Source organism: Streptomyces sp. NPDC045956 (assembly GCF_056430705.1).
On record NZ_JBWKKZ010000007.1, the window covers coordinates 368137 to 390966 of the forward strand.

Sequence of the window (22830 nt, forward strand, 5' to 3'; positions counted from 1 at the left end):
TTCGCTGGTGGGGCTAACAGGATTTGAACCTGTGGCCTCATCCTTATCAGGGATGCGCTCTAACCAACTGAGCTATAGCCCCGCCGCGCTCTGCGGTGTATGTCCCGCGCGCTGACTCCTGAAGATTAGCGCACGAGGCGGGCAGTCCCAAAATCGGTTGGCGCGGGACCCTGGAGGGACGGTCACTCGTCCTCGGCGAGCGTCAGCTCCACCCCGCCGACGAAGCCGGCGGACAGGTTGTAGATGAACGCGCCCAGCGTGGCCAGGGCGGTGGCGAGGACGACGTCGATGACCGCGATGACCGTCGCGAACAGCAGCACGTTGGGCAGCGACAGGAAGGACTGCAGGTCGAAGCCGTTGGACTCGTTCGAGCCGGTCGCCTCGGAGATCGTGCCGCCGACGGTCGAGAAGACGCCCATGGCGTCCATCACCATCCACAGGACGGCGGACGCGACGATCGTGCAGATGCCGAGCGCGATGGAGAGCAGGAAGCTGACCTTCATCACCGACCACGGGTCCGCCTTCGAGACCCGCAGCCGCGCCTTGCGCACGCGGGGCGTGGTGCGGGCGCCGGTGCGGGGGCGGCGCACGGCGGCGGTCGCGTTGCCGCCCTGCGTCTGGTAGGCCTGCGGCGGGTGGTACGGCCCGCCGGGCTGTTGGGGCTGCCGCTCTCCCGGCAGCGGCGAGGCCGCCGCTTGAGTCTGCTGGCCTCGGGTGTCCGTCACAGTTCCCCCCTGGGATCCATGCGTTGTGGACGGGCTCGCCGAGTGCGAATCGGTCGTGCCGTCGTCGATCTTGCGCAGCTGCGTGGTGTGCGGATCGGCCGCACGCGCGGCGGAGCCACGGCCGCCGCCGCCCGTTTCCGTACCCCTGGAGGTACCGGCCGACCCGGCGCCCGTGGCTCCGCTCACGATGACTCTCTCCTCGTGCTACTCGTCCGAGGGCGCCTCACCCTCGTCCGTGCCGGTGGTCGCGGCACCCTCGGCGGTCTCGTCGACGACCACATCGCCGTCGACCTCCTCCGCCTCGCGTCCCGCCTCGGCGTTGCGTGCGATGCCGACGACGGCATCGCGCTTGCCCAGATTGATCAGTTGGACGCCCATGGTGTCACGGCCCGTCTCCCTGACCCCGCTGACTCGCGTACGAATCACACCGCCCGAGAGGGTGATGGCGAGGATCTCGTCGTGCTCCTCGACCACCAGCGCACCCACGAGCGATCCGCGGTCCTCGACGATCTTGGCGGCCTTGATGCCGAGGCCGCCGCGGCCCTGGACGCGGTACTCGTCGACGGAGGTCCGCTTCGCGTAACCGCCGTCGGTGGCAGTGAACACGAACGTACCGGCTCGAACAACATTCATCGAGAGCAGCTCGTCCCCTTCACGGAAACTCATGCCCTTGACGCCCGAGGTGGCACGGCCCATCGGACGCAGTGTGTCGTCCGAGGCGGTGAACCTGATCGACTGTGCCTTCCTGCTGATCAGCAGAAGATCGTCCTCGGCCGAGACGAGTTCGGCTCCGATCAGTTCGTCGTCGGATCCGTCCTCCTGCTCGCGCAGGTTGATGGCGATCACGCCGCCGGAGCGCGGTGAGTCGTAGTCCTTCAGCGGTGTCTTCTTCACCAGGCCGGCCTTGGTGGCCAGGACCAGGTACGGAACCGCCTCGTAGTCGCGGATCGCGCGGATCTGGGCGATCGTCTCGTCCGGCTGGAAGGCCAGGAGGTTGGCCACGTGCTGACCGCGCGCGTCCCGGCCGGCGTCGGGCAGCTCATAGGCCTTCACCCGGTAGACGCGGCCCTTGTTGGTGAAGAACAGCAGCCAGTGGTGCGTGGTGGACACGAAGAAGTGGTTGACGATGTCGTCTTCCTTGAGCTTCGTGCCGCGCACCCCCTTGCCGCCGCGCTTCTGGGCGCGGTAGTCGTCGGTCTTGGTGCGCTTGATGTAGCCGCCCCGCGTGACCGTGACGACGATGTCCTCCTCGGCGATCAGGTCCTCGATGGACATGTCGCCCTCGTAGGGGATCAGCTTCGTCTTGCGGTCGTCGCCGTACTTCTCGACCAGCGCCGCCAGCTCCTCGCTGACGATGCCGCGCTGGCGGACGGGGGACGAGAGGATCTCGTTGTACTCGCGGATCTTGGCCTGGAGCTCGTCGTGCTCCTGGACGATCTTCTGCCGCTCCAGGGCCGCCAGCCGGCGGAGCTGCATCTCCAGGATCGCGTTGGCCTGGATCTCGTCGATCTCCAGGAGCTCCATCAGGCCGCCGCGCGCGATCTCGACGGTGTCGCTGCGCCGGATCAGCGCGATGACCTCGTCGATGGCGTCCAGGGCCTTGAGCAGGCCGCGCAGGATGTGCGCCCGCTCCTCGGCCTTGCGCAGCCGGAACTTCGTCCGCCGGACGATGACCTCGATCTGGTGGTTCACCCAGTGGCGGATGAACGCGTCCAGGGAGAGGGTGCGCGGCACCCCGTCCACCAGGGCCAGCATGTTGGCGCTGAAGTTGGACTGCAGGTCGGTGTGCTTGTACAGGTTGTTCAGGACGACCTTGGCGACCGCGTCCCGCTTCAGCACGATGACCAGGCGCTGACCGGTGCGCGAGGAGGTCTCGTCGCGGACGTCCGCGATGCCGCCGACCTTGCCGTCCTTCACCAGGTCGGCGATCTTCTGCGCGAGGTTGTCCGGGTTGGTCTGGTACGGCAGCTCCGTGACCACCAGGCACTGGCGGTTCTGGATCTCCTCGACCTCGACGACCGCGCGCATGGTGATCGAGCCGCGCCCGGTGCGGTACGCCTCCTCGATGCCCTTGCGGCCCACCACCAGGGCGCCCGTCGGGAAGTCCGGACCCTTGATGCGCTCGATGAGCGCGTCCAGCAGCTCCTCGTGCGAGGCCTCGTAGTTCTCCAGGTACCACTGGGCGCCGGCCGCGACCTCGCGCAGGTTGTGCGGCGGGATGTTGGTCGCCATGCCGACCGCGATACCGGCCGAGCCGTTGATCAGCAGGTTCGGGAAGCGGGCCGGCAGGACGGTCGGCTCCTGGGAGCGGCCGTCGTAGTTGTCCGTGAAGTCGACGGTCTCCTCGTCGATGTCGCGGACCATCTCCATCGACAGCGGCGCCATCTTGCACTCGGTGTAGCGCATGGCCGCCGCCGGGTCGTTGCCCGGCGAACCGAAGTTGCCGTTGGAGTCGACGAGCGGCATACGCATCGACCACGGCTGGGCGAGGCGCACCAGGGCGTCGTAGATGGAGCTGTCGCCGTGCGGGTGGTAGTTGCCCATGACGTCGCCGACGACGCGGGCGCACTTGTAGAAGCCGCGCTCGGGGCGGTAGCCGCCGTCGTACATGGCGTACAGCACGCGCCGGTGGACGGGCTTGAGGCCGTCGCGGACGTCGGGCAGCGCACGCGAGACGATGACGGACATCGCGTAGTCGAGGTAGGAGCGCTGCATCTCCGTCTCGAGCCCGACAGGCTCGACACGCATGGCCAGGGCGTCACCCTCGGGCGGCGTCACAGGAGTGTTCTCGTCGGTCATTGCTGGTGAAGGTCCTTCCTGGTGCGGTCAGCTGAGACCGACTCAGATGTCGAGGAAGCGGACGTCCTTGGCATTGCGCTGGATGAACGCGCGCCGGGCCTCGACGTCCTCGCCCATCAGTACCGAGAACAGGTCGTCGGCCTGCGCGGCGTCGTCGAGGGTGACCTGGCCGAGCACGCGGTGCTCCTGGTCCATGGTCGTGACGCGCAGCTCCTCGGCGTTCATCTCGCCGAGGCCCTTGAAGCGCTGCACGGAGTCCTCGCGGATGCGCTTGCCGGCGTTGCGTCCCAGCTCGATCAGGGCGTCGCGCTCGCGGTCGGAGTACGCGTACTCGAAGTCGTCCCGGCCCCACTTGATCTTGTAGAGCGGCGGGCGGGACAGGTACACGTGCCCGGCCTCGACCAGCGGCCGCATGAAGCGGAACAGGAAGGTCAGCAGCAGGGTGCTGATGTGCTGGCCGTCGACGTCGGCGTCCGCCATCAAGATGATCTTGTGATAGCGGAGCTTCTCGATGTCGAAGTCCTCGTGCACACCCGTGCCGAACGCGGAGATCATCGCCTGGATCTCCTGGTTCTGCAGGATCCGGTCGATGCGCGCCTTCTCGACGTTCAGGATCTTGCCGCGGATCGGGAGGATCGCCTGGTACTGCGGGTTCCGGCCGGACTTGGCGGAGCCGCCGGCGGAGTCGCCCTCGACGATGAAGATCTCGCACTTGGTCGGGTCGTTCGACTGGCAGTCGGAGAGCTTGCCCGGCAGGGACGCGGTCTCCAGCAGGCCCTTACGGCGCGTCAGGTCACGGGCCTTGCGGGCCGCCACGCGCGCGGTGGCCGCCTGGATGCCCTTGCGGATGATGTCCGCGGCCTCGTTCGGGTTCCGGTCGAGCCAGTCGGTGAGGTGCTCGTAGACCACGCGCTGGACGAAGGTCTTGACCTCCGTGTTGCCCAGCTTGGTCTTGGTCTGGCCCTCGAACTGCGGCTCGCTCAGCTTCACCGAGATGATCGCGGTCAGACCCTCGCGGATGTCGTCACCCGTGAGGTTGTCGTCCTTCTCCCGCAGCAGCCGCTTGTCGCGCGCGTACTTGTTGATCAGCGAGGTGAGCGCCGCGCGGAAGCCCTCTTCGTGCGTACCGCCCTCGTGCGTGTGGATGATGTTGGCGAAGGAGTACACGCCCTCGGTGTAGCCGCCGTTCCACTGCATGGCGACCTCGAGGGAGAGGCTCTTCTCCTTGTCCTCGGCCTCCAGGTCGATCACGGTGGGGTGCACCAGCTCCCCCTTGCGGGAGTTCAGGTACTTCACGAAGTCGACGATGCCGCCCTCGTAGTGGTACGAGACGGTCTTGACCTCGTGCTTCTCGTCCTCGCCCGCCTCGTCCGCACCGGCGGTCGCCTTCGCCGACTCGCGCTCGTCGGTGAGGTTGATCTTCAGGCCCTTGTTGAGGAAGGCCATCTCCTGGAAGCGCCGGGAGAGCGTCTCGAAGGAGTAGTCGGTGGTCTCGAAGATGTCCCCGTCGGCCCAGAAGGTGACCGACGTGCCGGTCTCCTCGATGGCCTCGTGCCGGGCGAGCGGCGCAGTGGGGACGCCCAGCTTGTACTCCTGCGTCCAGCGGTAGCCGTCGGTCCTGACCTCCACGGCGACCCGCGTGGAAAGGGCGTTGACGACGGAGACGCCCACGCCGTGCAGACCACCGGAGACCGCGTAGCCGCCGCCGCCGAACTTGCCGCCCGCGTGCAGCACGGTCAGCACGACCTCGACGGCGGGCTTGCCCTCGGAGGGGACGATGCCCACCGGGATGCCGCGGCCGTTGTCGACAACCCGGACGCCGCCGTCGGCGAGGATCGTGACGTCGATTGTGTCCGCGTGGCCGGCCAGCGCCTCGTCGACGGAGTTGTCCACGACCTCCTGCACCAGGTGGTGCAGGCCTCGTTCACCGGTCGAGCCGATGTACATACCGGGTCGCTTGCGGACCGCGTCCAGACCCTCGAGGACGGTGATGGCACTGGCGTCGTACGAGGTGGGAGCCTCGCCGGTCGAGGTGCTCACCGCGTCGTTCACGCCGGTGTCGGTGGACGGGTTGTTCTCGTTGGGGTTGCCGGAATCGGCCACGAAGCGCCCTTTCTGGCACAGCACGAGCCGGGCTCGTCGGCGGATTGCCGGAGCGGCTGCGGCATGTTGCGTTGGTAAGCCTTGATCAGCGTTGCTCAGCTACTCCCGGACGGTCCCCACGTTCGGGGCGGGATTGTCTTCCATTCTACCGGTAGCACTGACACTGATGGGGGTTTGCCGGTACCTGAGTCCGCATGTGCCGCCCTGAACCGTGCTCGTCCGACTCCCGATATAGGGAAGGGGGCCTCAAGAGGCTCACGACGGCACTCAGCGCTTCGAGACGTCAACCCTTGGCTACTTGGGAGTCAGAACCCGATTCGCAACCGTGTGCGGTTGTACGACGAAGAGGGCGCCAACGGTTCACACCGACCGCTGACGCCCATTTATGTGAGGTACATCACCCGTCCATGACGGGGTGCCAGATCACCCGTAGGTGTCACCCGGCCCCCTGCTGCCCGGCGCGCGCAACGGGCCGTAACGACGGCCCGGGCCCCCGGGACCGCCGGGTCCCAGCACCTTGATCACCCGTACCGAACCGTGGCCCAGATCCTCGTTGAGCCGCGCCACCAGCGTCGGCGCGAGCAGCCTCAGGTTCGTCGCCCAGGCCGTCGAGTCGCAGCGGACGACCAGCACCCGCTCGTCCTCGTCGTACCGCTCCGGCACGCAGTGCTTGGCCACGTCCTCGCCGACGATCTCCGGCCAGCGCCCCATCACCCCGCCGACCGCCGCCGGCGTCTCCCAGCCGCGCTCGGTGATCAGCCGGTTGATCGCCGACCCCAGCGCCATCGGATCACGGCCGTCCGCGCGCGCACCGGAGCGCAGACCGCCGCGCCGGGCCTGCTGCTTCTGCTGCGCCACGTCACCCCGCGCGCGTGCCGCCTCCCGTGCCGCCCTGAGCGCCACGCGCGCGAGGTCGACGCCGGACGGCTCCGGCTGACCGGCGCCGTCGGCGGAGGACTTCCCGGGTCCCGCCCCGTCCGCGCTCATACGCGCTCCACCGTGCCCTCGGCCACCGCGTACCGCGCCCCCGCCAGCACGTCCGGTACGTCGTCGTCGACCGCGGCCGTCACCAGTACCTGCTCGCCGGGCGCCACCAGCTCCGCCAGCCGCTCGCGGCGCCGCGCGTCCAGCTCGGCGAAGACGTCGTCGAGCACCAGCACCGGCTCGTTGCCCTCGGCGCGCAGCAGGTCGAACGAGGCCAGCCGCAGCGACAGCGCGTACGACCAGGACTCGCCGTGGGAGGCGTATCCCTTGGCGGGCAGCTCACCGAGCTTGAGCAGCAGGTCGTCCCGGTGCGGGCCCACCAGGGTGACGCCCCGCTCGATCTCCTGCTTGCGGGCCTCGGCGAGCGCGGCCATCAGCTGCTCGAAGAGGTCCTCGCGCGTGTGCGCCTCACCGGGCGCCGACGGCTTGTACTCCAGGGTGACGGGTCCGCCGCCCGGAGCCAGCTGTTCGTAGGCCTTGTCGGCCAGCGGCTGCACGGCGGCGATCAGGTCCAGGCGCTGCGCGAGCAGTTCGGCGCCCGCGCGCGCGAGGTGCTGGTCCCAGACGTCGAGCGTGGACAGGTCCATCGTGCGCCCGCCGTGCCGGCGCGCGAGCGCGGCCGACTTCAGCAGGGTGTTGCGCTGCTTGAGGACCCGGTCGTAGTCGGAGCGCACCGCGGCCATCCGCGGCGAGCGGGCGGTGATCAGCTCGTCGAGGAAGCGGCGCCGCTCCCCGGGGTCGCCCTTCACCAGCGCGAGGTCCTCCGGGGCGAACAGCACGGTGCGCACGATGCCGAGCACGTCACGCGGCTTGACCTGGGTGGATCTGTTGATCCGGGCACGGTTGGCCTTGCCCGGGTTCAGCTCCAGCTCGACCAGCTGCTGCCGCTCGCCCTGCCGGACCTGGGCGCGGATCACCGCACGCTCGGCACCCATGCGCACCAGGGGGGCGTCGGAGGAGACGCGGTGGCTGCCGAGGGTGGCGAGGTAGCCGACCGCCTCGACGAGGTTCGTCTTCCCCTGCCCGTTCGGGCCGACGAAGGCGGTGACGCCCGGGTCCAGGGGCACCTCGACCCGGGCGTACGAGCGGAAGTCGGCCAGCGACAGATGCGTGACGTGCATGGTGGTGCGCCGACCTCCCAACCCTCGGGTGCTGCTTACTTCTTCTCGACCGCGTGACCGCCGAACTGGTTGCGCAGCGCGGCGATCATCTTCATCTGCGGCGAGTCGTCCTGCCGGGACGCGAACCGCGCGAACAGCGACGCGGTGATCGCCGGCAGCGGCACCGCGTTGTCGATCGCGGCCTCCACCGTCCAGCGTCCCTCACCGGAGTCCTGTGCGTAACCGCGCAGGTCACCGAGGTGCTCGTCCTCGTCGAGCGCGTTGACGGCCAGGTCCAGCAGCCAGGAGCGGATGACCGTGCCCTCCTGCCAGGAACGGAAGACCTCGCGGACGTTCTCCACGGAGTCGACCTTCTCCAGCAGCTCCCAGCCCTCGGCGTAGGCCTGCATCATGGCGTACTCGATGCCGTTGTGGACCATCTTCGCGAAGTGGCCCGCGCCGACCTTGCCGGCGTGCACGGCGCCGAAGTCGCCCTCCGGCTTGAGGGCGTCGAAGACCGGCTGCACCTTGGCGACGTTCTCCGCGTCGCCGCCGTACATCAGCGCGTAGCCGTTCTCCAGGCCCCACACGCCGCCGGAGACGCCGCAGTCGACGAAGCCTATGCCCTTGGCGGCCAGCTCCTCGGCGTGCTTCTCGTCGTCCGTCCAGCGGGAGTTCCCGCCGTCGACGACCACGTCACCGGGCTCGAGCAGCTCGCCGAGCCGGTCGACGGTGGCCTGGGTGGCCTCGCCGGCCGGGACCATGACCCAGACCACGCGGGGGGCCTCCAGCTTGCCCACGAGCTCTTCCAGGCTGTGGACGTCGGCGAGGTCCGCATTGCGGTCGTATCCGACGACGGTGTGGCCCGCGCGGCGGATCCGCTCGCGCATGTTGCCGCCCATCTTGCCGAGGCCGACGAGACCGAGCTCCATCAGTTGCTTTCCTTAGGTGTGCGAGGGGGCGGGACGGCACGTCCTGAACCACCGGACGCGTGCCGCGGCACTTTCGTACCCGCGCCGAGCCTAAACCCGGACGTCCGTGCACAGTTGTGGGCGTACGCGCTCAGACGCACGCCCTCACCTGCGGTTCCGTCCCCAGCCTGTGGACGGTCCGGGGTCGCCCCTCGAAGCGTCGGCCGCTCAGCCGCTCAGCCGCACCGGCATGATCAGGTACTTGTAGGCCTCGTCCGCCTCGGCGTCCAGGGCGGGCTTGCCGCTGAGCAGCGCCGGCTTCGTGGACGTCGTGAAGGACAGCTGGGCCACCGGGGAGTCGATCGCGCTCAGGCCGTCGAGCAGGAACGTCGGGTTGAAGGCGATCGAGATGTCGTCGCCCTCCAGCTGCGCGTCGACCCTCTCCACAGCCTGTGCGTCGTCGCTGGAACCGGCCTCCAGGATCAGCACGCCCTGCTCGAAGCTGAGCCGCACCGGGGTGTTGCGCTCCGCCACCAGGGCCACGCGCTTGACGGCCTCCACGAAGGGGGCGGTCTCGATCACCGCGACGCTGTTGAACTCCGTCGGGAACAGCGTCTTGTACTTCGGGAGGTCGCCCTCCAGCAGACGCGTCGTGGTCCGGCGGCCCGCGCCCTCGAAGCCGATCAGCCCCTCGCCCGCACCGGAACCGGCCAGCGCGAGGATCACCTGGTCACCGCTGGTCAGCGCCTTGGCGGTGTCCTGGAGCGTCTTGGCGGGCACCAGGGCGACCGCGGAGACCTCCGGGTTCTCCGGCTTCCACAGGAACTCGCGGACCGCGAAGCGGTAGCGGTCGGTGGAGGCCAGCGTGACCGAGTCGCCCTCGATCTCGATGCGCACACCGGTGAGCACGGGCAGCGTGTCGTCGCGGCCCGCGGCGATGGCGACCTGCTGCACGGCCGCGGCGAACACCTCGCCGGGGACGGTGCCCGTGGCCTCCGGCATCTGCGGCAGCGCCGGGTACTCCTCGACCGGCAGGGTGTGGAGGGTGAACCGCGAGGAACCGCAGACCACCGTCGCCCGTACACCGTCTGTGGAAATCTCCACCGGCCGGTTGGGGAGGGCGCGGGAGATGTCCGCGAGCAGGCGGCCGGAGACGAGGACCGTGCCCTCCTCCTCGACCTCCGCCTCCACCGAGACCCGCGCGGAGACCTCGTAGTCGAAGCTGGACAGGCTCAGCTGCCCCTCCTCGGCCTTCAGCAGCAGGCCCGCGAGGACCGGCGCCGGCGGACGGGCCGGAAGGCTGCGGGCCGCCCAGGCCACCGCCTCCGCGAGTACGTCGCGTTCCACCCGGATCTTCACTGTTGCCGCCTCCTGCTGTTGCCGGCGCTGCTCGCCCTGCCTGGCTTTCGTCGTCTGAGTCGGTGTCGTCGGTCCCTCTCGGGGGCAGAACACCGGGGACCAGTCTGACGCACCCCACTGACAGTAGGTGCCGTTCGGGGTCAAGTCGTGCCGAGGGGCGGTCGGGCCCGAGAGGCCGAGTTGTGCACAGGTCCCGCTTCGAAACGGATTCCGCACTCTCTCTAGTCGTCAGTAGTAGTAGGGCCTGTGGATACCGTGGATAACCTCGTTTCCCCAGGTCAGGGCAGGAATTTTGTCCACTGGCCCTGTGGGCGCAGCCGGTGGACAACCGGGCGCTTCTGTGGAGAACGGAAAGTTCTGCACACTCCGTGCACAGGGAACGGCGACTTCTCCCCAGGGCCGTCCCCAGGTTTCGGAGTCTTTCCCACAGCCCCCTTCGGCACCTCGGTGTGACGCCTTTCACTCGACCCGGTGAGGAGGCGCGTCACGTTGCCGAACAGTGGACAGGCATGTGGAGAAGCGGGTGATCACTGGGGACAACCCGTTTCAGCCTGTGGGTTGCCCGTGGACAACTTGATGCACAGGCTGTGGACCGTTTCGTTGTCCACAGCCTGTGGAGATCGTTCGTCCACGAATCCACAGGAGGCTGACCTGCCCTGATCCTCTCCCACCACCCTGGCCTGTGGACAGGCTTGGGACAACTTCCCGGTCCCCAAGGTGTGGACGGGAAAAAGTCACCGAATCTGTGGAGGACGGCCGTAACCCGGCAGGTATTCGAACAGCCTGGATACGGCGGGGGTGGGCGGGGTGCGCCGAGGGCGGGCGGGAGGACCGGTCGGGGGCGGGCAGGGGGCCGATTCGAGGGGTGCGCGGCGTCGGTCCCGGGCTCGGCGCGAGGCGTGGGCGTGGGACGGGCGGGCGGGAGGGACGGGCGGGGCGCGCTGGAGGGGGCCGCGGGTGCCGGGCACCGAGAAGGCGCCCCCGGGTCTCCCCGGAGGCGCCTCATGGAGTGTGCGGGCACGCGTCGGCCCGCGGCCGTCAGCCGTTCTTGATGCGGTTGGTCAGCTCGGTCACCTGGTTGTAGATGGAGCGCCGCTCGGCCATCAGATTGCGGATCTTGCGGTCCGCGTGCATCACCGTGGTGTGGTCCCGGCCTCCGAACAGCGCGCCGATCTTCGGCAGCGAGAGGTCCGTCAGCTCACGACACAGGTACATGGCGATCTGCCGGGCCGTGACCAGCGCACGCCCGCGCGAGGTGCCGCACAGGTCCTCGACGGTGAGGCCGAAGTAGTCGGCGGTCGCACCCATGATCGCCGTCGACGTGATCTCGGGGGCCGAGTCCTCACCACCCGGGATCAGGTCCTTGAGCACGATCTCCGTCAGGCCCAGGTCGACGGGCTGCCGGTTGAGCGAGGCGAACGCCGTCACCCGGATCAGCGCGCCCTCCAGTTCGCGGATGTTGCGCGAGATCCGGGAGGCGATGAACTCCAGCACCTCCGGCGGGGCGTTGAGCTGCTCCTGCACCGCCTTCTTGCGCAGGATCGCGATGCGCGTCTCCAGCTCGGGCGGCTGGACGTCGGTGGTCAGGCCCCACTCGAAGCGGTTCCGCAGCCGGTCCTCCAGGGTCACCAGCTGCCGGGGCGGCCGGTCGGAGGAGAGCACGATCTGCTTGTTGGCGTTGTGGAGCGTGTTGAAGGTGTGGAAGAACTCCTCCTGCGTCGACTCCTTGTCCGCCAGGAACTGGATGTCGTCGACGAGCAGGATGTCCATCTCGCGGTAGCGCTTGCGGAAGCTGTCGCCCTTGCCGTCGCGGATGGAGTTGATGAACTCGTTGGTGAACTCCTCGGAGCTCACGTAGCGCACGCGCGTGCCGGGGTAGAGGCTGCGGGCGTAGTGCCCGATGGCGTGCAGGAGGTGGGTCTTGCCGAGTCCCGACTCCCCGTAGATGAAGAGCGGGTTGTACGCCTTGGCGGGCGCCTCCGCGACGGCGACGGCCGCCGCGTGGGCGAAGCGGTTGGAGGCGCCGATGACGAAGGTGTCGAAGAGGTACTTCGGGTTCAGCCGCGCGGTCGGCTCGCCCGGTCCGGTCGCCGGCGCGGGCTGTGCCGCCAGAGGGCCCGGGGCGCCGGTGGTGGGGCCGGGACCGACGGGACCGCCGCGGTGCACGTGCCCCGTGACCGAGGGCGGCTCGGGCAGGTCGCGGCGGGGCCTGCGCTGCTCGTAGTCGCCCCGCTGCTGCTCGTAGTCACCGCGGTCGTAGTCCTTGCGGGGCTGGTCGTAGTCGCCCCGGTCGTAGTCCTTGCGCTGCTGGTCGTACTCACCGCGCTGCGTGTCGTACGGCGGGCGCTCCGGTGCCTGCGCCCGGTAGTCCTGGGCGTACGGATCCTGCGGGTACGGCTCCTGGCCGTAGCCGTCCTGCGGCGGCGAGGCGTAGGGGTCGCGCTCGGGGAAGCCGAGGCGCTGCTGCTGCCAGCCGTAGTCGTCGGGCTGCGCCGGACGCGGCCACGAGCCGGGCTCGGGACGCTGGTACTCCTGCGGATAGGCGGGGCGAGCGGTGGGGAGCTGGTCGCCGCGGTGGCGGCCGTAGCCCTCGTACTCGTCGCGGCTGCCCTGGCCCGGGCCGGGGGCCGGAAGCTCGGGCTCCTCGTAGCGGGGCTGGGGCCGGGCCGACGGCGTCTGCGGTGCCGGGGCCGCGGGCTCGCCCACGGTGTCGTCGACGGTGATCGCGATACGGATGGGCCGGCCGCACTCGCGGCTCAGCGTCTCACTGACGACGGGCGCGAGACGCCCTTCCAGTACGCCCTTGGCGAATTCGTTCGGTACGGCGAGCAGGGCCGTGTCGGCGACCAGCGCGAGGGGCTGGCAGCGCCGGATCCAGTGCTCGTCCTTCGACTCGACGCCCTGCCCGCGGCCCTCCCCGAGGAGTTGCTCCAGTACGCGTGGCCACACTGCGGCAAGATCGGCAGGTACGTCAGCCACAGGGCACGCTCTCTCACGAGTCCCTCGAAGGTGTGATCCGGGGACGGGTCGGGATGAAACTCGGGTGGGGCAGGGACAAGGGAACGAATCGGAGTTCAGCCACGGTAGTCAGCGCGGCCGGTAGGGTTCAAGTTGTTGTCCCCAGCCTGTGGACAAGTGTCTCCCGGTCACCGCTGGTTTGACCGAATGGCGCAGTCGCACGTACCGTAACCAGGTCGAGTTGTCGATGGCTGCTGCCGCCTGCCTCCGATGGGCACAGGTCACGTCAGGTGATCGAAAAGCGGTGCACTCGGGCGTAACGCGAGCTACTCGTGGGCGCACGGTGACAGCCAGGACGGCACCCCGCCAACCCCGATTCTTTCTGGAGCCCCCGAGTGAGCAAGCGCACCTTCCAGCCGAACAACCGTCGTCGCGCCAAGACCCACGGCTTCCGGCTGCGTATGCGCACCCGTGCCGGCCGCGCGATTCTCGCGACCCGCCGCAGCAAGGGTCGCGCCCGTCTGTCCGCCTGATCCCGGTCAGGTCATGACATCGTGCTGCCCACCGAGAACCGGCTGAGGCGGCGCGAGGACTTCGCGACCGCGGTACGACGAGGCCGCCGGGCCGGCCGCCCGGCCCTCGTCGTCCACCACCGAAGCGGTGCCACGGACCCGCACGCGCCTGGGGAGAGCGCTCCCCCGACACGTGCGGGTTTCGTCGTGAGCAAAGCTGTCGGTGGCGCGGTGGTGCGCAACAAGGTGAAGCGCAGGCTTCGCCATCTGATGCGCGACCGGATCGACCTGTTCCCCCCCGGTAGCCTGGTAGTCGTACGAGCGCTGCCCGGTGCGGGTGACGCCGACCATGCACAGCTGGCCCGAGACCTGGACGCCGCCATCGAGCGGCTCACGGGAGGGGGCGCGCGATGAAGTACCCGCTACTGGCTCTGATCAAGCTGTACCAGTGGACGATCAGTCCGCTGCTGGGGCCGGTCTGCAAGTACTACCCGTCGTGCTCCCACTACGGCTACACGGCCATCGACCGGCACGGTGCCATCAAGGGCACGGCGCTCACCGCCTGGCGCATCCTGCGGTGCAATCCGTGGTCGCCGGGCGGTGTGGACCATGTCCCGCAGCGCAAGCGCCCGCGGTGGCACGAAGCGCTGCGCGGCGCGTGGCGTGCACGCAAGGGCGGGCCCTCCGCCGCCGAACCGGCCATCGAAGGACAGGCTTCTCACGTGAGTCCGCCCGGTCCTTCGAGCCCGGCCGCAGAGACCCAGTCCCATGCCCAAGGAGCATGATTAGTGGACACGATTGCCAGCCTCTTCAGCTTCATCACGACACCTGTCTCCTGGGTCATCGTCCAGTTCCACAGCGTGTACGGCGCCATCTTCGGCCCTGACACGGGATGGGCCTGGGGCCTGTCCATCGTGTCCCTGGTGATTCTCATCCGTATCTGCCTGATCCCGCTCTTCGTGAAGCAGATCAAGGCGACGCGCGGTATGCAGACGCTCCAGCCGGAGATGAAGAAGATCCAGGAGCGCTACAAGAACGACAAGCAGCGCCAGTCCGAAGAGATGATGAAGCTGTACAAGGAGACGGGTACCAACCCGCTCTCCTCGTGCCTTCCCATCCTGGCGCAGTCGCCGTTCTTCTTCGCCCTGTACCACGTGCTCAACAGCATCGCGTCGAACGACACCATCGGTGTGATCAACGAACGCCTGCTGGAGAGCGCCCAGAAGGCCCACATCTTCGGCGCGCCGCTGGCCGCGAAGTTCACCGACGGCTCCTCCAAGGTGGAAGCCCTCGGGTCCTCGCTGACGGACGTCCGTGTCGTCACCGCGATCATGATCGTGCTGATGTCCGCGTCGCAGTTCTTCACGCAGCGCCAGCTGATGACCAAGAACGTCGACACCACCGTGAAGACGCCGTTCATGCAGCAGCAGAAGATGCTGATGTACGTCTTCCCGGTCATGTTCGCCGTCTTCGGCATCAACTTCCCCGTCGGTGTCCTCGTCTACTGGCTGACCACCAACGTGTGGACCATGGGCCAGCAGATGTACGTCATCCGCAACAACCCGACGCCGGGCTCCAAGGCCCAGGCCGCCTACCTGGAGCGCCTGCACAAGAGCGTCACCCAGAACGGCAAGACGCGCGGGCGTGGTGAACGGGCGATCGTGAAGGCCATCGTCGCCAAGGGCCGGGACCGCAACGAGTTCGAGCGCAAGTTCATCAACGGGCTGAACAAGGCGGGCCTGGCGGCCCAGACCGACGGCACCGTCGTGAAGAGCGACACCGCCGTCGCCGCCCAGACCGAGGACGGCGCGACCGTGGGCACCGCCGCCACGCCGAAGCGCCAGCAGCCCAAGCGGCAGAGCAAGTCCCAGCGCCAGTCCACGAAGGCGGCCGGCGAAGCCGAGCCCAAGACCTCGCTGACCAAGTCGGACGAGCCGCAGGACGGCAAGCAGGACACCAATCCCGCCGGTGCCGCCAAGAAGCCGGCTCAGAAGTCCGGTGGCGGTGGCCGCAGCAAGGCCCAGTCCGGACAGCGCAAGGGCCCGCAGCGGCCCAAGTCCCCGTCGAAGAAGTAAGAAGGAGTCCATCCCGTGACGGAAGGCACCACCTCCGCCGCTGCCGAGGGCGCAGACACCCTGACGCGCCTCGAGCAGGAGGGCGAGATCGCTGCGGACTACCTGGAGGGTCTGCTCGACATCGCCGACCTCGACGGCGACATCGACATGGACGTCGAGGCCGACCGTGCGTCCGTCTCGATCATCAGCGACTCGAACAGCCGTGACCTGCTGAAGCTCGTCGGCCGGGACGGCGAGGTGCTGGAGGCCCTGCAGGAGCTCACGCGTCTGGCCGTGCACCGGGAGACCGGCGACCGCAGCCGTCTGATGCTCGACATCGCGAGCCACCGGGCCACGAAGCGCGCCGAGCTGTCCGAGCTGGGAGCCAAGGCCGCGGCCGAGGTCAGGAGCAGCGGCGAGTCCGTGCGCATGAAGCCCATGACACCCTTCGAGCGCAAGGTCGTGCACGACGCGGTCAAGGCCGCGGGGCTGCGCAGCGAGTCCGAGGGCGAGGAGCCGGAGCGCTTCGTCGTCGTGCTTCCCGCCTGATCGGTCCTCACGTTCTCCGGCCCCGTCTGTTGCGCAGGCGGGGCCGAATTTTGTCAGCCTGATAGTTCTGGTGGTTCCGGTAGCGGCGACTGGCGCGCCGGTGTCGTACGGAAGGACGGTCCCCGTGACGGAGGCAGCGGAGCTCCCCCCTGCGCCCGACAAAGCACACGACGTGTTCGGCGATCGCTACGCGGACGCGGTCCGCTACGCGGAGCTGCTCGCCGAAGCGGGGGTGAAGCGAGGCCTGATCGGCCCTCGTGAGGTTCCCCGCCTGTGGGAGCGGCATCTGCTGAACTGCGCGGTGCTCTCGGAGGTGGTACCCGAGGGCGTCACGGTGTGTGACGTCGGCTCGGGTGCGGGCCTGCCGGGCATTCCGCTGGCGCTCGTGCGGGACGACCTGAAGATCACCCTCCTGGAGCCCCTGCTGCGGCGCACGAACTTCCTGACGGAGGTCGTGGAGCTGCTGGGCCTGGACCATGTCACCGTCGTGCGCGGCCGGGCCGAGGAGGTCATGGGTAAGTTGCAGCCGGTGCACGTGGTGACGGCTCGGGCCGTTGCTCCGCTCGACCGCCTCGCCACCTGGGGAATCCCGCTGCTGCGCCCGTACGGCGAGATGCTCGCCCTCAAGGGCGACACGGCCGAGGAGGAGCTGAAGGCCTCGGCCGCGGCGCTGACCAAGCTGGGTGCCGTGGAGACGTCCATCCTGCATGTGGGAGAAGGCGTCGTGGACCCCATGTCCACCGTGGTGCGGGTCGAGGTCGGGGAGAGCCCCGGGGGCGTGCGGTTTGCCGCCAAGCGGGCCAAGGCGGCCCGGACGGGACGCGCGCGGCGGCGGCGCGGCTGAGCCTAGGAGCCCCCCAGGTTGCGATCAAGAGCAGGGAGGCGTGGATACGCCTCGACGGCTGCCTCTACTCCACACAGCCTGCCCGACACCGCCATGCCGGAGTGTCGCGACTGTTCGGCCTCAGCCGCTGTGCATCGTGTTTCACGTGAAACGTCGCTCACTGCTGCACGGCATCATCAGTCGCGGCCGCGCCGCGGCCGATCCCCGCGACCGTAAGCCTCTCGGGTCGCTCGGAGAGGGGACGGAGTTGTCCACAGAGGTGGATTTCTCCACAGAAGACCAGGCCTCACTGGTTCATGACCCCGAAGACATGGGAGGCTCTGTTCATTGCGAGCCTGAAGTCGAGGAGAGTGAATCCTTGCGGTCCGACGCCAATATCGCGGGACCGATGACCGATCCGGTCCCCGGTCCCCGTACCGAGTCGATGGGGGCGGATGTTTCACGTGAAACACCGCCTCCGATGGACGACACTCCGATCGGTCGCGCTGCCCAACTGGCGGTGGAGGCTCTGGGTCGCGCCGGCGAGGGCCTGCCGCGCCCGGAGCAGACCAGGGTCATGGTGGTCGCCAACCAGAAGGGCGGTGTGGGCAAGACGACGACGACCGTCAACCTTGCCGCGTCGCTCGCCCTGCACGGCGCCAGAGTCCTGGTCGTCGACCTCGACCCGCAGGGAAACGCCTCCACCGCGCTGGGTATCGACCACCATGCGGACGTCCCCTCCATCTATGACGTCCTCGTCGAGAGCAGGCCCCTCTCCGAGGTGGTCCAGCCGGTTCCCGACGTCGAAGGTCTCTTCTGCGCCCCCGCCACGATTGATCTCGCCGGTGCGGAGATCGAGCTGGTGTCGTTGGTGGCACGAGAGAGCCGTCTCCAGCGGGCGATCCAGGCGTACGAGCAGCCGCTGGACTACATCCTCATCGACTGCCCGCCCTCCCTGGGCCTGCTGACGGTCAACGCACTCGTCGCCGGCCAGGAGGTCCTGATCCCGATCCAGTGCGAGTACTACGCACTGGAAGGGCTGGGGCAGCTGCTGCGCAACGTCGACCTCGTCCGGGGCCATCTCAACCCCACCCTGCATGTCTCTACGATCCTGCTCACCATGTACGACGGCCGGACGCGGCTCGCGTCCCAGGTGGCCGACGAGGTGCGCAGCCACTTCGGTGAAGAGGTGCTGAGGACGAGCATCCCCCGCTCCGTCCGTATCTCCGAGGCCCCGAGCTACGGACAGACGGTGCTGACCTACGATCCAGGATCGAGTGGTGCTCTCTCCTATCTGGAGGCGGCACGCGAGATCGCCTTGAAGGGTGTGGGCGTCAGCTATGAAGCGACGCACGCTCACATCGGTGCACAGAACGACCCGAGCATGGTGGAGGGGATCCAGTGAGTGAGCGACGGAGGGGGTTGGGCCGTGGTCTGGGCGCACTGATCCCCAACGCTCCGACGGAGAAGTCGGTGGCATCGGCGGCGCTGGGGAATGCGGCTTCCGTATCCCCGTCGGCGCCCCTGCTGCCGAGTGAGCGTGGGGTGGCTGCGGCAAAGGTGGCCACGTTGCCGCCGGTTTCACGTGAAACGGAGGAGCCGTCGGTATGGGGCACAGTGGACGCCCCTGCCTCCCCTCCGGGGGCTCACTTCGCTGAGATCCCGCTGGACGCCATCACGCCGAACCCGCTTCAGCCCCGTGTGGTCTTCGACAGCGATGCATTGGCCGAGCTGGTCACGTCCATCAAGGAAGTCGGTCTTCTCCAGCCGGTCGTCGTTCGGCCGGTGGGGCCGGAGCGCTACGAGCTCATCATGGGTGAGCGTCGCTGGCGGGCCTGCCGTGAGGCGGGACTGGAGGCGATCCCGGCGATCGTGCGCGCCACGGAGGACGAGAAGCTCCTCCTGGATGCGCTCCTGGAGAACCTGCACCGGGCCCAGCTGAACCCGCTGGAAGAGGCCGCGGCCTACGACCAGCTGCTCAAGGACTTCAACTGCACCCATGATCAGCTGGCCGACCGCATCGGCCGCTCTCGCCCGCAGGTCTCCAACACACTGCGGTTGCTGAAGCTGTCGCCGAAGGTTCAGAACCGGGTGGCTGCCGGGGTGCTGTCCGCCGGCCACGCGCGGGCGCTGCTCTCTGTCGAGGACTCGGAGGAGCAGGAGCGGCTGGCACATCGCATCGTGGCCGAAGGGCTGTCGGTGCGGGCGGTCGAGGAGATCGTCACCCTGATGGGTTCCCGGCCGCAGAAGCCGCAACGAGCGAAGGGTCCCCGGGCCGGCTCCCTCGTGTCCCCGGCGCTCTCCGACCTGGCGACACGGCTCTCGGACCGTTTCGAGACACGGGTGAAGGTCGACCTGGGGCAGAAGAAGGGCAAGATCACCGTCGAGTTCGCCTCGATGGAGGACCTGGAGCGGATCCTGGGAAGCCTCGCTCCTGGTGAGGGTCCCGTGCTCCAGAAGGGGCTGCTGGAAGGCGAAGCCGAGGATCTCGACTCCTGAGGCTCGGGTAGGTGGAGCCCCCAGTGGTGCCCCTGCCGACAGAGGGCGGATCGTTTCCGGTGCGTGTGCACCGGAAACACGGTCCGCCCTTTGCTTTGCGTCGGTGTCGGGGTCATCGCATCGTGGATACGATGCGATCGGGATGGCGCAATCACCTGGCGGTACCTCTGAGACGAAGGCAGGGGACATGCGAACGATGAGCCGCACCGGACTGGTGGGCGCGGGCTTGGGGCTTGCCGCGGTGGGTGGGTTCTTCGGCAGCCTGCTCAGGGAACGGAGCGCTCTGACAGCCGCCCGCGCTGCTGCGGGCGAAGGAAGCGAGGAACAGCCTTCATGGGGCGCCGGCTCGTACCGCTCACGCTGGACAACCTTCAGGATCTTCCCCAGCGCTGTCGCTCGTGTGTCTTCTGGGAACTGGACCCCGTCAGCGGCGAAGCCGCGCTGAAGACGGGCACGTCGGCCCTGGAAAAGGAGTCCTGGATCTCCGCCGTCCTGCTGGACTGGGGATCATGCGGCCGAGTGGTCTACGTGGACGAGGCGCCGGTGGGCTACGTTCTCTACGCTCCTCCGGCGTACGTGCCGCGGTCGACGGCCTTTCCCACGAGCCCTGTCTCACCTGACGCGGTGCAGCTGATCACGGCGTTCGTGATGCCGGGGTACCAGGGGCAGGGATTGGGCCGGGTCCTGGTGCAGACGGTGGCCAAGGATCTGCTGCGGCGGGGCTTCAAGGCGATCGAGGCGTTCGGAGACGCTCGGTGGAAGGAGCCCGCGTGCCTCCTGCCGGCCGACCATCTACTGGCAGTGGGCTTCAAGACGGTTCGGCCCCACCCGGGCCATCCCCGGTTGCGGCTGGATCTCCGGTCCACGCTGTCGTGGAAGGAAGACGTGGAGATGGCCTTGGACCGCCTCCTGGGAGCCGTACAGAAGGAACCGGTGCTGAGGCCGCTGTAACGGACGAGCGATGCCGAGACCGTGACCGCACAGCGGAGGGGCCGACCCGCCTGGGTCGGCCCCTCCGTGTTTCACGTGAAACGTCAGTCGGCGATGAAGTCCTCGAGGTCGCGGACGATCGCGGCCTTCGGCTTCGCACCGACGATGGTCTTGGCGACCTCGCCACCCTGGTACACGTTCAGGGTCGGGATGGACATGACGCCGTACTTGGCGGCCGTACCCGGATTCTCGTCGATGTTCAGCTTGACGATCTCGATCTTGTCGCCGTACTCGGCGGCGATCGCCTCGAGGGACGGCGCGATCTGGCGGCACGGCCCGCACCAGGCGGCCCAGAAGTCCACCAGGACGGGCTTGTCGCTCTTGAGGACGTCCTGCTCGAAGGAATCGTCGGTCACGTGCTTCAGGGTGCCGGCCACGGCGGGCTCCTTAACTGGTTGGTGCGTGCGGGAAGAGGACGGGGGTCAGACGGCGGTCTTCTCGGGCTCGGCCTTGTCCTCGTCGCTGAGGGCGGCGAGGAAGCGCTCGGCGTCGAGGGCGGCGGAGCAGCCGGTGCCGGCGGCGGTGATCGCCTGGCGGTAGGTGTGGTCGACCACGTCACCGGCGCCGAAGACACCGGTCAGGTTGGTACGGGTCGACGGGGCTTCGACCTTGAGGTAGCCCTCCGGGTCCAGTTCGAGCTGGCCCTTGAAGAGCTCGGTGCGCGGGTCATGGCCGATCGCGATGAACAGGCCGGTCACCGCCAGATCCGAGAGCTCGCCGGTCTTGACGTTGCGCAGCTTCAGACTGGCCAGCTTCTGGTCGCCCTGGACCTCGGCCACCTCGCTGTCCCAGACGAACTTGATCTTGGGGTCGGCGAAGGCACGCTCCTGCATGGCCTTGGAGGCACGCAGAGTGTCACGGCGGTGGACGATCGTCACCGACTTCGCGAAGCGGGAGAGGAACGTGGCCTCTTCCATCGCGGTGTCACCGCCACCGATGACGGCGATGTCCTGGTCCTTGAAGAAGAACCCGTCACAGGTCGCGCACCAGGAGACGCCGCGACCGGACAGGGCGTCCTCGTTCGGCAGGCCCAGCTTGCGGTGCTGGGAGCCGGTGGTGACGATGACGGCCTTGGCCTGGTGGACCGTGCCCGCGGTGTCGGTGACGGTCTTGATCTCACCGGTCAGGTCGACGGCCACGACATCGTCGGGGATCAGCTCGGCGCCGAAGCGCTCCGCCTGCGCACGCATGTTGTCCATGAGCTCGGGGCCCATGATGCCGTCCTGGAAGCCCGGGAAGTTCTCCACCTCGGTGGTGTTCATCAGCGCACCGCCCGCAGTGACGGCGCCCTCGAACACCAGCGGCTTCAGCGACGCGCGCGCGGTGTAGAGCGCCGCCGTGTAGCCGGCGGGCCCGGAGCCGATGATGATCACGTTTCGGACGTCGCTCACGGCTTCATTCCTCGTCTCTGGACTGCGTCTTCAGGGCCGGGCGGAGCTTCTCTCGGAGCTCTCATCCCACCCAACGGATCCTACGGGGCGCGCATTCCCGCTGTGTCCGGGCACACGGAGCCGAGGGCCTGGGCAGGGAGGAAGGGAACCGCTGCCGAGGCCTAGCGAGACGTTCAAGAACGCGCGTAGGAGTGGGTGAGCAGGACCTGGGCCTTGCTGACGGCCGGCTGATCCACACAGCTGGACTCAACGATGTAGGCGGTGACCCTGCTGTCGTTGGCGGCGTCGGGCAGCACCACGAGAAGGGCTTCCTTGCCCTTGTAGACGCCTTCCTTGGTGGCGAGCGCCGGGTCGTCGCGGCCGATGCCCTTCTGTATGCACTCGGGGACCGCCGGCTGTTTGAACACGCGGTTGCCGGTACCGGTCTCGGACTCCATTCCGAAGCTGCGCGGCGTGCGCGGCCCGCTCTGGGCGTCCGGCTGGTCCGCGATCAGGCCGGTGACCTCTGCCTTCAGCTCTCCCTCGGAGAAGGTGTCCGCGAGGGCGGTGTTGTCGGACGGGTTCTCCCCGGTCATCGAAGAGACGATCACGGAACCGAGCCCGATGGCGGCAGCGGCGGCCACCGCCCCGAGAAGGGCGATCCTGCGCCGTCCGCCGCTCCGGCGTTGCTTGCGGCCGGGACCGGTCGCGGAGGGACGGGCATGCCCGGCGGGTCGGCTTCCTGATGCCGATGTTTCACGTGAAACACGAGCGCTGTCGTCGCCACGGTCGGCGTGCCCTGGCGGCGGGGCGGAAGCCGCACTCTCCGGGAGGTCGGGCGCCGCGGCGCTCAGCAGTGCCTCGGCCGCGAGGGCGGCGTCGATGCGGCCGGCCACGTCGTCGGGCATCCGTGACGGCCCCGGAAGCGTCCCGAGCATCCCCTGGATCTCCTCCAGTGAGGCGTAGACGTCCGCGCAGAGCTGGCAGGTCTCCAGGTGCCGTCGTAGATCCGTGGTCCGCGAGGGCGGGAGGAGACCCTCGGCGAGATCGGAGATCTCCGCGACGTCCGGGTGCCCGGCCATGTCTGTCGTCGA

At 68.6% G+C, this 22830-nt stretch carries 20 protein-coding genes and 1 tRNA gene; 9 read left to right on the top strand and 12 right to left on the bottom strand.

The window, feature by feature from the left end; all coding sequences use genetic code 11:
* Positions 1-5 precede the first annotated feature (5 nt).
* The 9 genes from AC07FV_RS20915 to dnaA form a co-directional block, all read right to left on the bottom strand.
* Positions 6-82 (bottom strand) — tRNA-Ile (locus AC07FV_RS20915).
* Between the two features lie 100 nt (positions 83-182).
* Positions 183-911, bottom strand: coding sequence for a DUF3566 domain-containing protein (locus AC07FV_RS20920; RefSeq protein ID WP_479088866.1), 729 nt, complete (start codon positions 909-911; stop codon positions 183-185).
* 18 nt (positions 912-929) lie between these two features.
* Entirely contained in the window at positions 930-3524 is a 2595-nt protein-coding gene (gyrA, locus tag AC07FV_RS20925) for a DNA gyrase subunit A (protein WP_479088867.1), read from the bottom strand.
* Between the two features lie 42 nt (positions 3525-3566).
* The gene (gene gyrB / locus AC07FV_RS20930; protein ID WP_383642566.1) at positions 3567-5627 is read right to left on the bottom strand and encodes a DNA topoisomerase (ATP-hydrolyzing) subunit B; all 2061 of its coding nucleotides are present in this window, start codon (positions 5625-5627) and stop codon (positions 3567-3569) included.
* Positions 5628-6050: 423 nt separating this feature from the next.
* Positions 6051-6614 carry a DciA family protein gene (locus tag AC07FV_RS20935; protein ID WP_479088868.1) on the bottom strand — a complete coding sequence of 188 codons (564 nt, stop codon included), beginning with the start codon at positions 6612-6614 and terminating at the stop codon, positions 6051-6053.
* Entirely contained in the window at positions 6611-7732 is a 1122-nt protein-coding gene (gene recF / locus AC07FV_RS20940) for a DNA replication/repair protein RecF (protein ID WP_479088869.1), read from the bottom strand. The genes AC07FV_RS20935 and recF overlap by 4 nt, the downstream gene beginning before the upstream one ends.
* Before the next feature lie 35 nt (positions 7733-7767).
* On the bottom strand, positions 7768-8643 hold the full coding sequence (gene gnd / locus AC07FV_RS20945; RefSeq protein WP_479088870.1) for a phosphogluconate dehydrogenase (NAD(+)-dependent, decarboxylating): 876 nt from the start codon (positions 8641-8643) through the stop codon (positions 7768-7770).
* Positions 8644-8850: 207 nt separating this feature from the next.
* A complete protein-coding gene (gene dnaN, locus AC07FV_RS20950) occupies positions 8851-9981 on the bottom strand; it encodes a DNA polymerase III subunit beta (RefSeq protein ID WP_356602625.1) in 1131 nt (376 codons plus the stop codon).
* 1038 nt (positions 9982-11019) lie between these two features.
* Complete coding sequence (dnaA, locus tag AC07FV_RS20955; RefSeq protein WP_479088871.1) at positions 11020-12960, bottom strand: chromosomal replication initiator protein DnaA; 1941 nt, start codon at positions 12958-12960, stop codon at positions 11020-11022.
* Positions 12961-13334: 374 nt separating this feature from the next.
* On the opposite strand from dnaA, the gene rpmH reads away from it, so the two are divergent.
* The 9 genes from rpmH (at position 13335) to AC07FV_RS21000 (ending at position 20327) form a co-directional block, all read left to right on the top strand.
* Positions 13335-13472 (top strand): 50S ribosomal protein L34, encoded by a 138-nt coding sequence (gene rpmH / locus AC07FV_RS20960; RefSeq protein WP_003975051.1) that lies wholly within the window; start codon positions 13335-13337, stop codon positions 13470-13472.
* 21 nt (positions 13473-13493) lie between these two features.
* Positions 13494-13865 carry a ribonuclease P protein component gene (gene rnpA / locus AC07FV_RS20965; protein ID WP_079030275.1) on the top strand — a complete coding sequence of 124 codons (372 nt, stop codon included), beginning with the start codon at positions 13494-13496 and terminating at the stop codon, positions 13863-13865.
* The gene (yidD, locus tag AC07FV_RS20970; RefSeq protein ID WP_479088872.1) at positions 13862-14236 is read left to right on the top strand and encodes a membrane protein insertion efficiency factor YidD; all 375 of its coding nucleotides are present in this window, start codon (positions 13862-13864) and stop codon (positions 14234-14236) included. The genes rnpA and yidD overlap by 4 nt, the downstream gene beginning before the upstream one ends.
* A 3-nt stretch (positions 14237-14239) precedes the next feature.
* Positions 14240-15526 (top strand): membrane protein insertase YidC, encoded by a 1287-nt coding sequence (gene yidC / locus AC07FV_RS20975; RefSeq protein WP_384689567.1) that lies wholly within the window; start codon positions 14240-14242, stop codon positions 15524-15526.
* 15 nt (positions 15527-15541) lie between these two features.
* Positions 15542-16054, top strand: coding sequence for a Jag family protein (locus AC07FV_RS20980; protein ID WP_479088873.1), 513 nt, complete (start codon positions 15542-15544; stop codon positions 16052-16054).
* Between the two features lie 124 nt (positions 16055-16178).
* Positions 16179-16898, top strand: a complete 720-nt coding sequence (gene rsmG / locus AC07FV_RS20985; protein WP_361015972.1) for a 16S rRNA (guanine(527)-N(7))-methyltransferase RsmG — start codon at positions 16179-16181, stop codon at positions 16896-16898.
* A gap of 310 nt (positions 16899-17208) precedes the next feature.
* The gene (locus AC07FV_RS20990) at positions 17209-18282 is read left to right on the top strand and encodes a ParA family protein (protein ID WP_162492156.1); all 1074 of its coding nucleotides are present in this window, start codon (positions 17209-17211) and stop codon (positions 18280-18282) included.
* The gene (locus AC07FV_RS20995; RefSeq protein ID WP_479088874.1) at positions 18279-19376 is read left to right on the top strand and encodes a ParB/RepB/Spo0J family partition protein; all 1098 of its coding nucleotides are present in this window, start codon (positions 18279-18281) and stop codon (positions 19374-19376) included. The genes AC07FV_RS20990 and AC07FV_RS20995 overlap by 4 nt, the downstream gene beginning before the upstream one ends.
* 333 nt (positions 19377-19709) lie before the next feature.
* Positions 19710-20327: a GNAT family N-acetyltransferase gene (locus AC07FV_RS21000; RefSeq protein ID WP_479088875.1), complete on the top strand. Its 618-nt coding sequence runs from the start codon at positions 19710-19712 to the stop codon at positions 20325-20327.
* Between the two features lie 83 nt (positions 20328-20410).
* Here the strand turns inward: AC07FV_RS21000 and trxA are convergent, their stop codons facing one another.
* The 3 genes from trxA to AC07FV_RS21015 all read right to left on the bottom strand — a co-directional run bounded on the left by trxA (position 20411) and on the right by AC07FV_RS21015 (position 22818).
* A complete protein-coding gene (gene trxA, locus AC07FV_RS21005) occupies positions 20411-20743 on the bottom strand; it encodes a thioredoxin (RefSeq protein WP_122616554.1) in 333 nt (110 codons plus the stop codon).
* A gap of 45 nt (positions 20744-20788) precedes the next feature.
* The gene (gene trxB, locus AC07FV_RS21010) at positions 20789-21757 is read right to left on the bottom strand and encodes a thioredoxin-disulfide reductase (protein WP_356602640.1); all 969 of its coding nucleotides are present in this window, start codon (positions 21755-21757) and stop codon (positions 20789-20791) included.
* 173 nt (positions 21758-21930) lie between these two features.
* Positions 21931-22818 carry an anti-sigma factor family protein gene (locus AC07FV_RS21015; protein WP_479088946.1) on the bottom strand — a complete coding sequence of 296 codons (888 nt, stop codon included), beginning with the start codon at positions 22816-22818 and terminating at the stop codon, positions 21931-21933.
* Positions 22819-22830 lie beyond the last annotated feature (12 nt).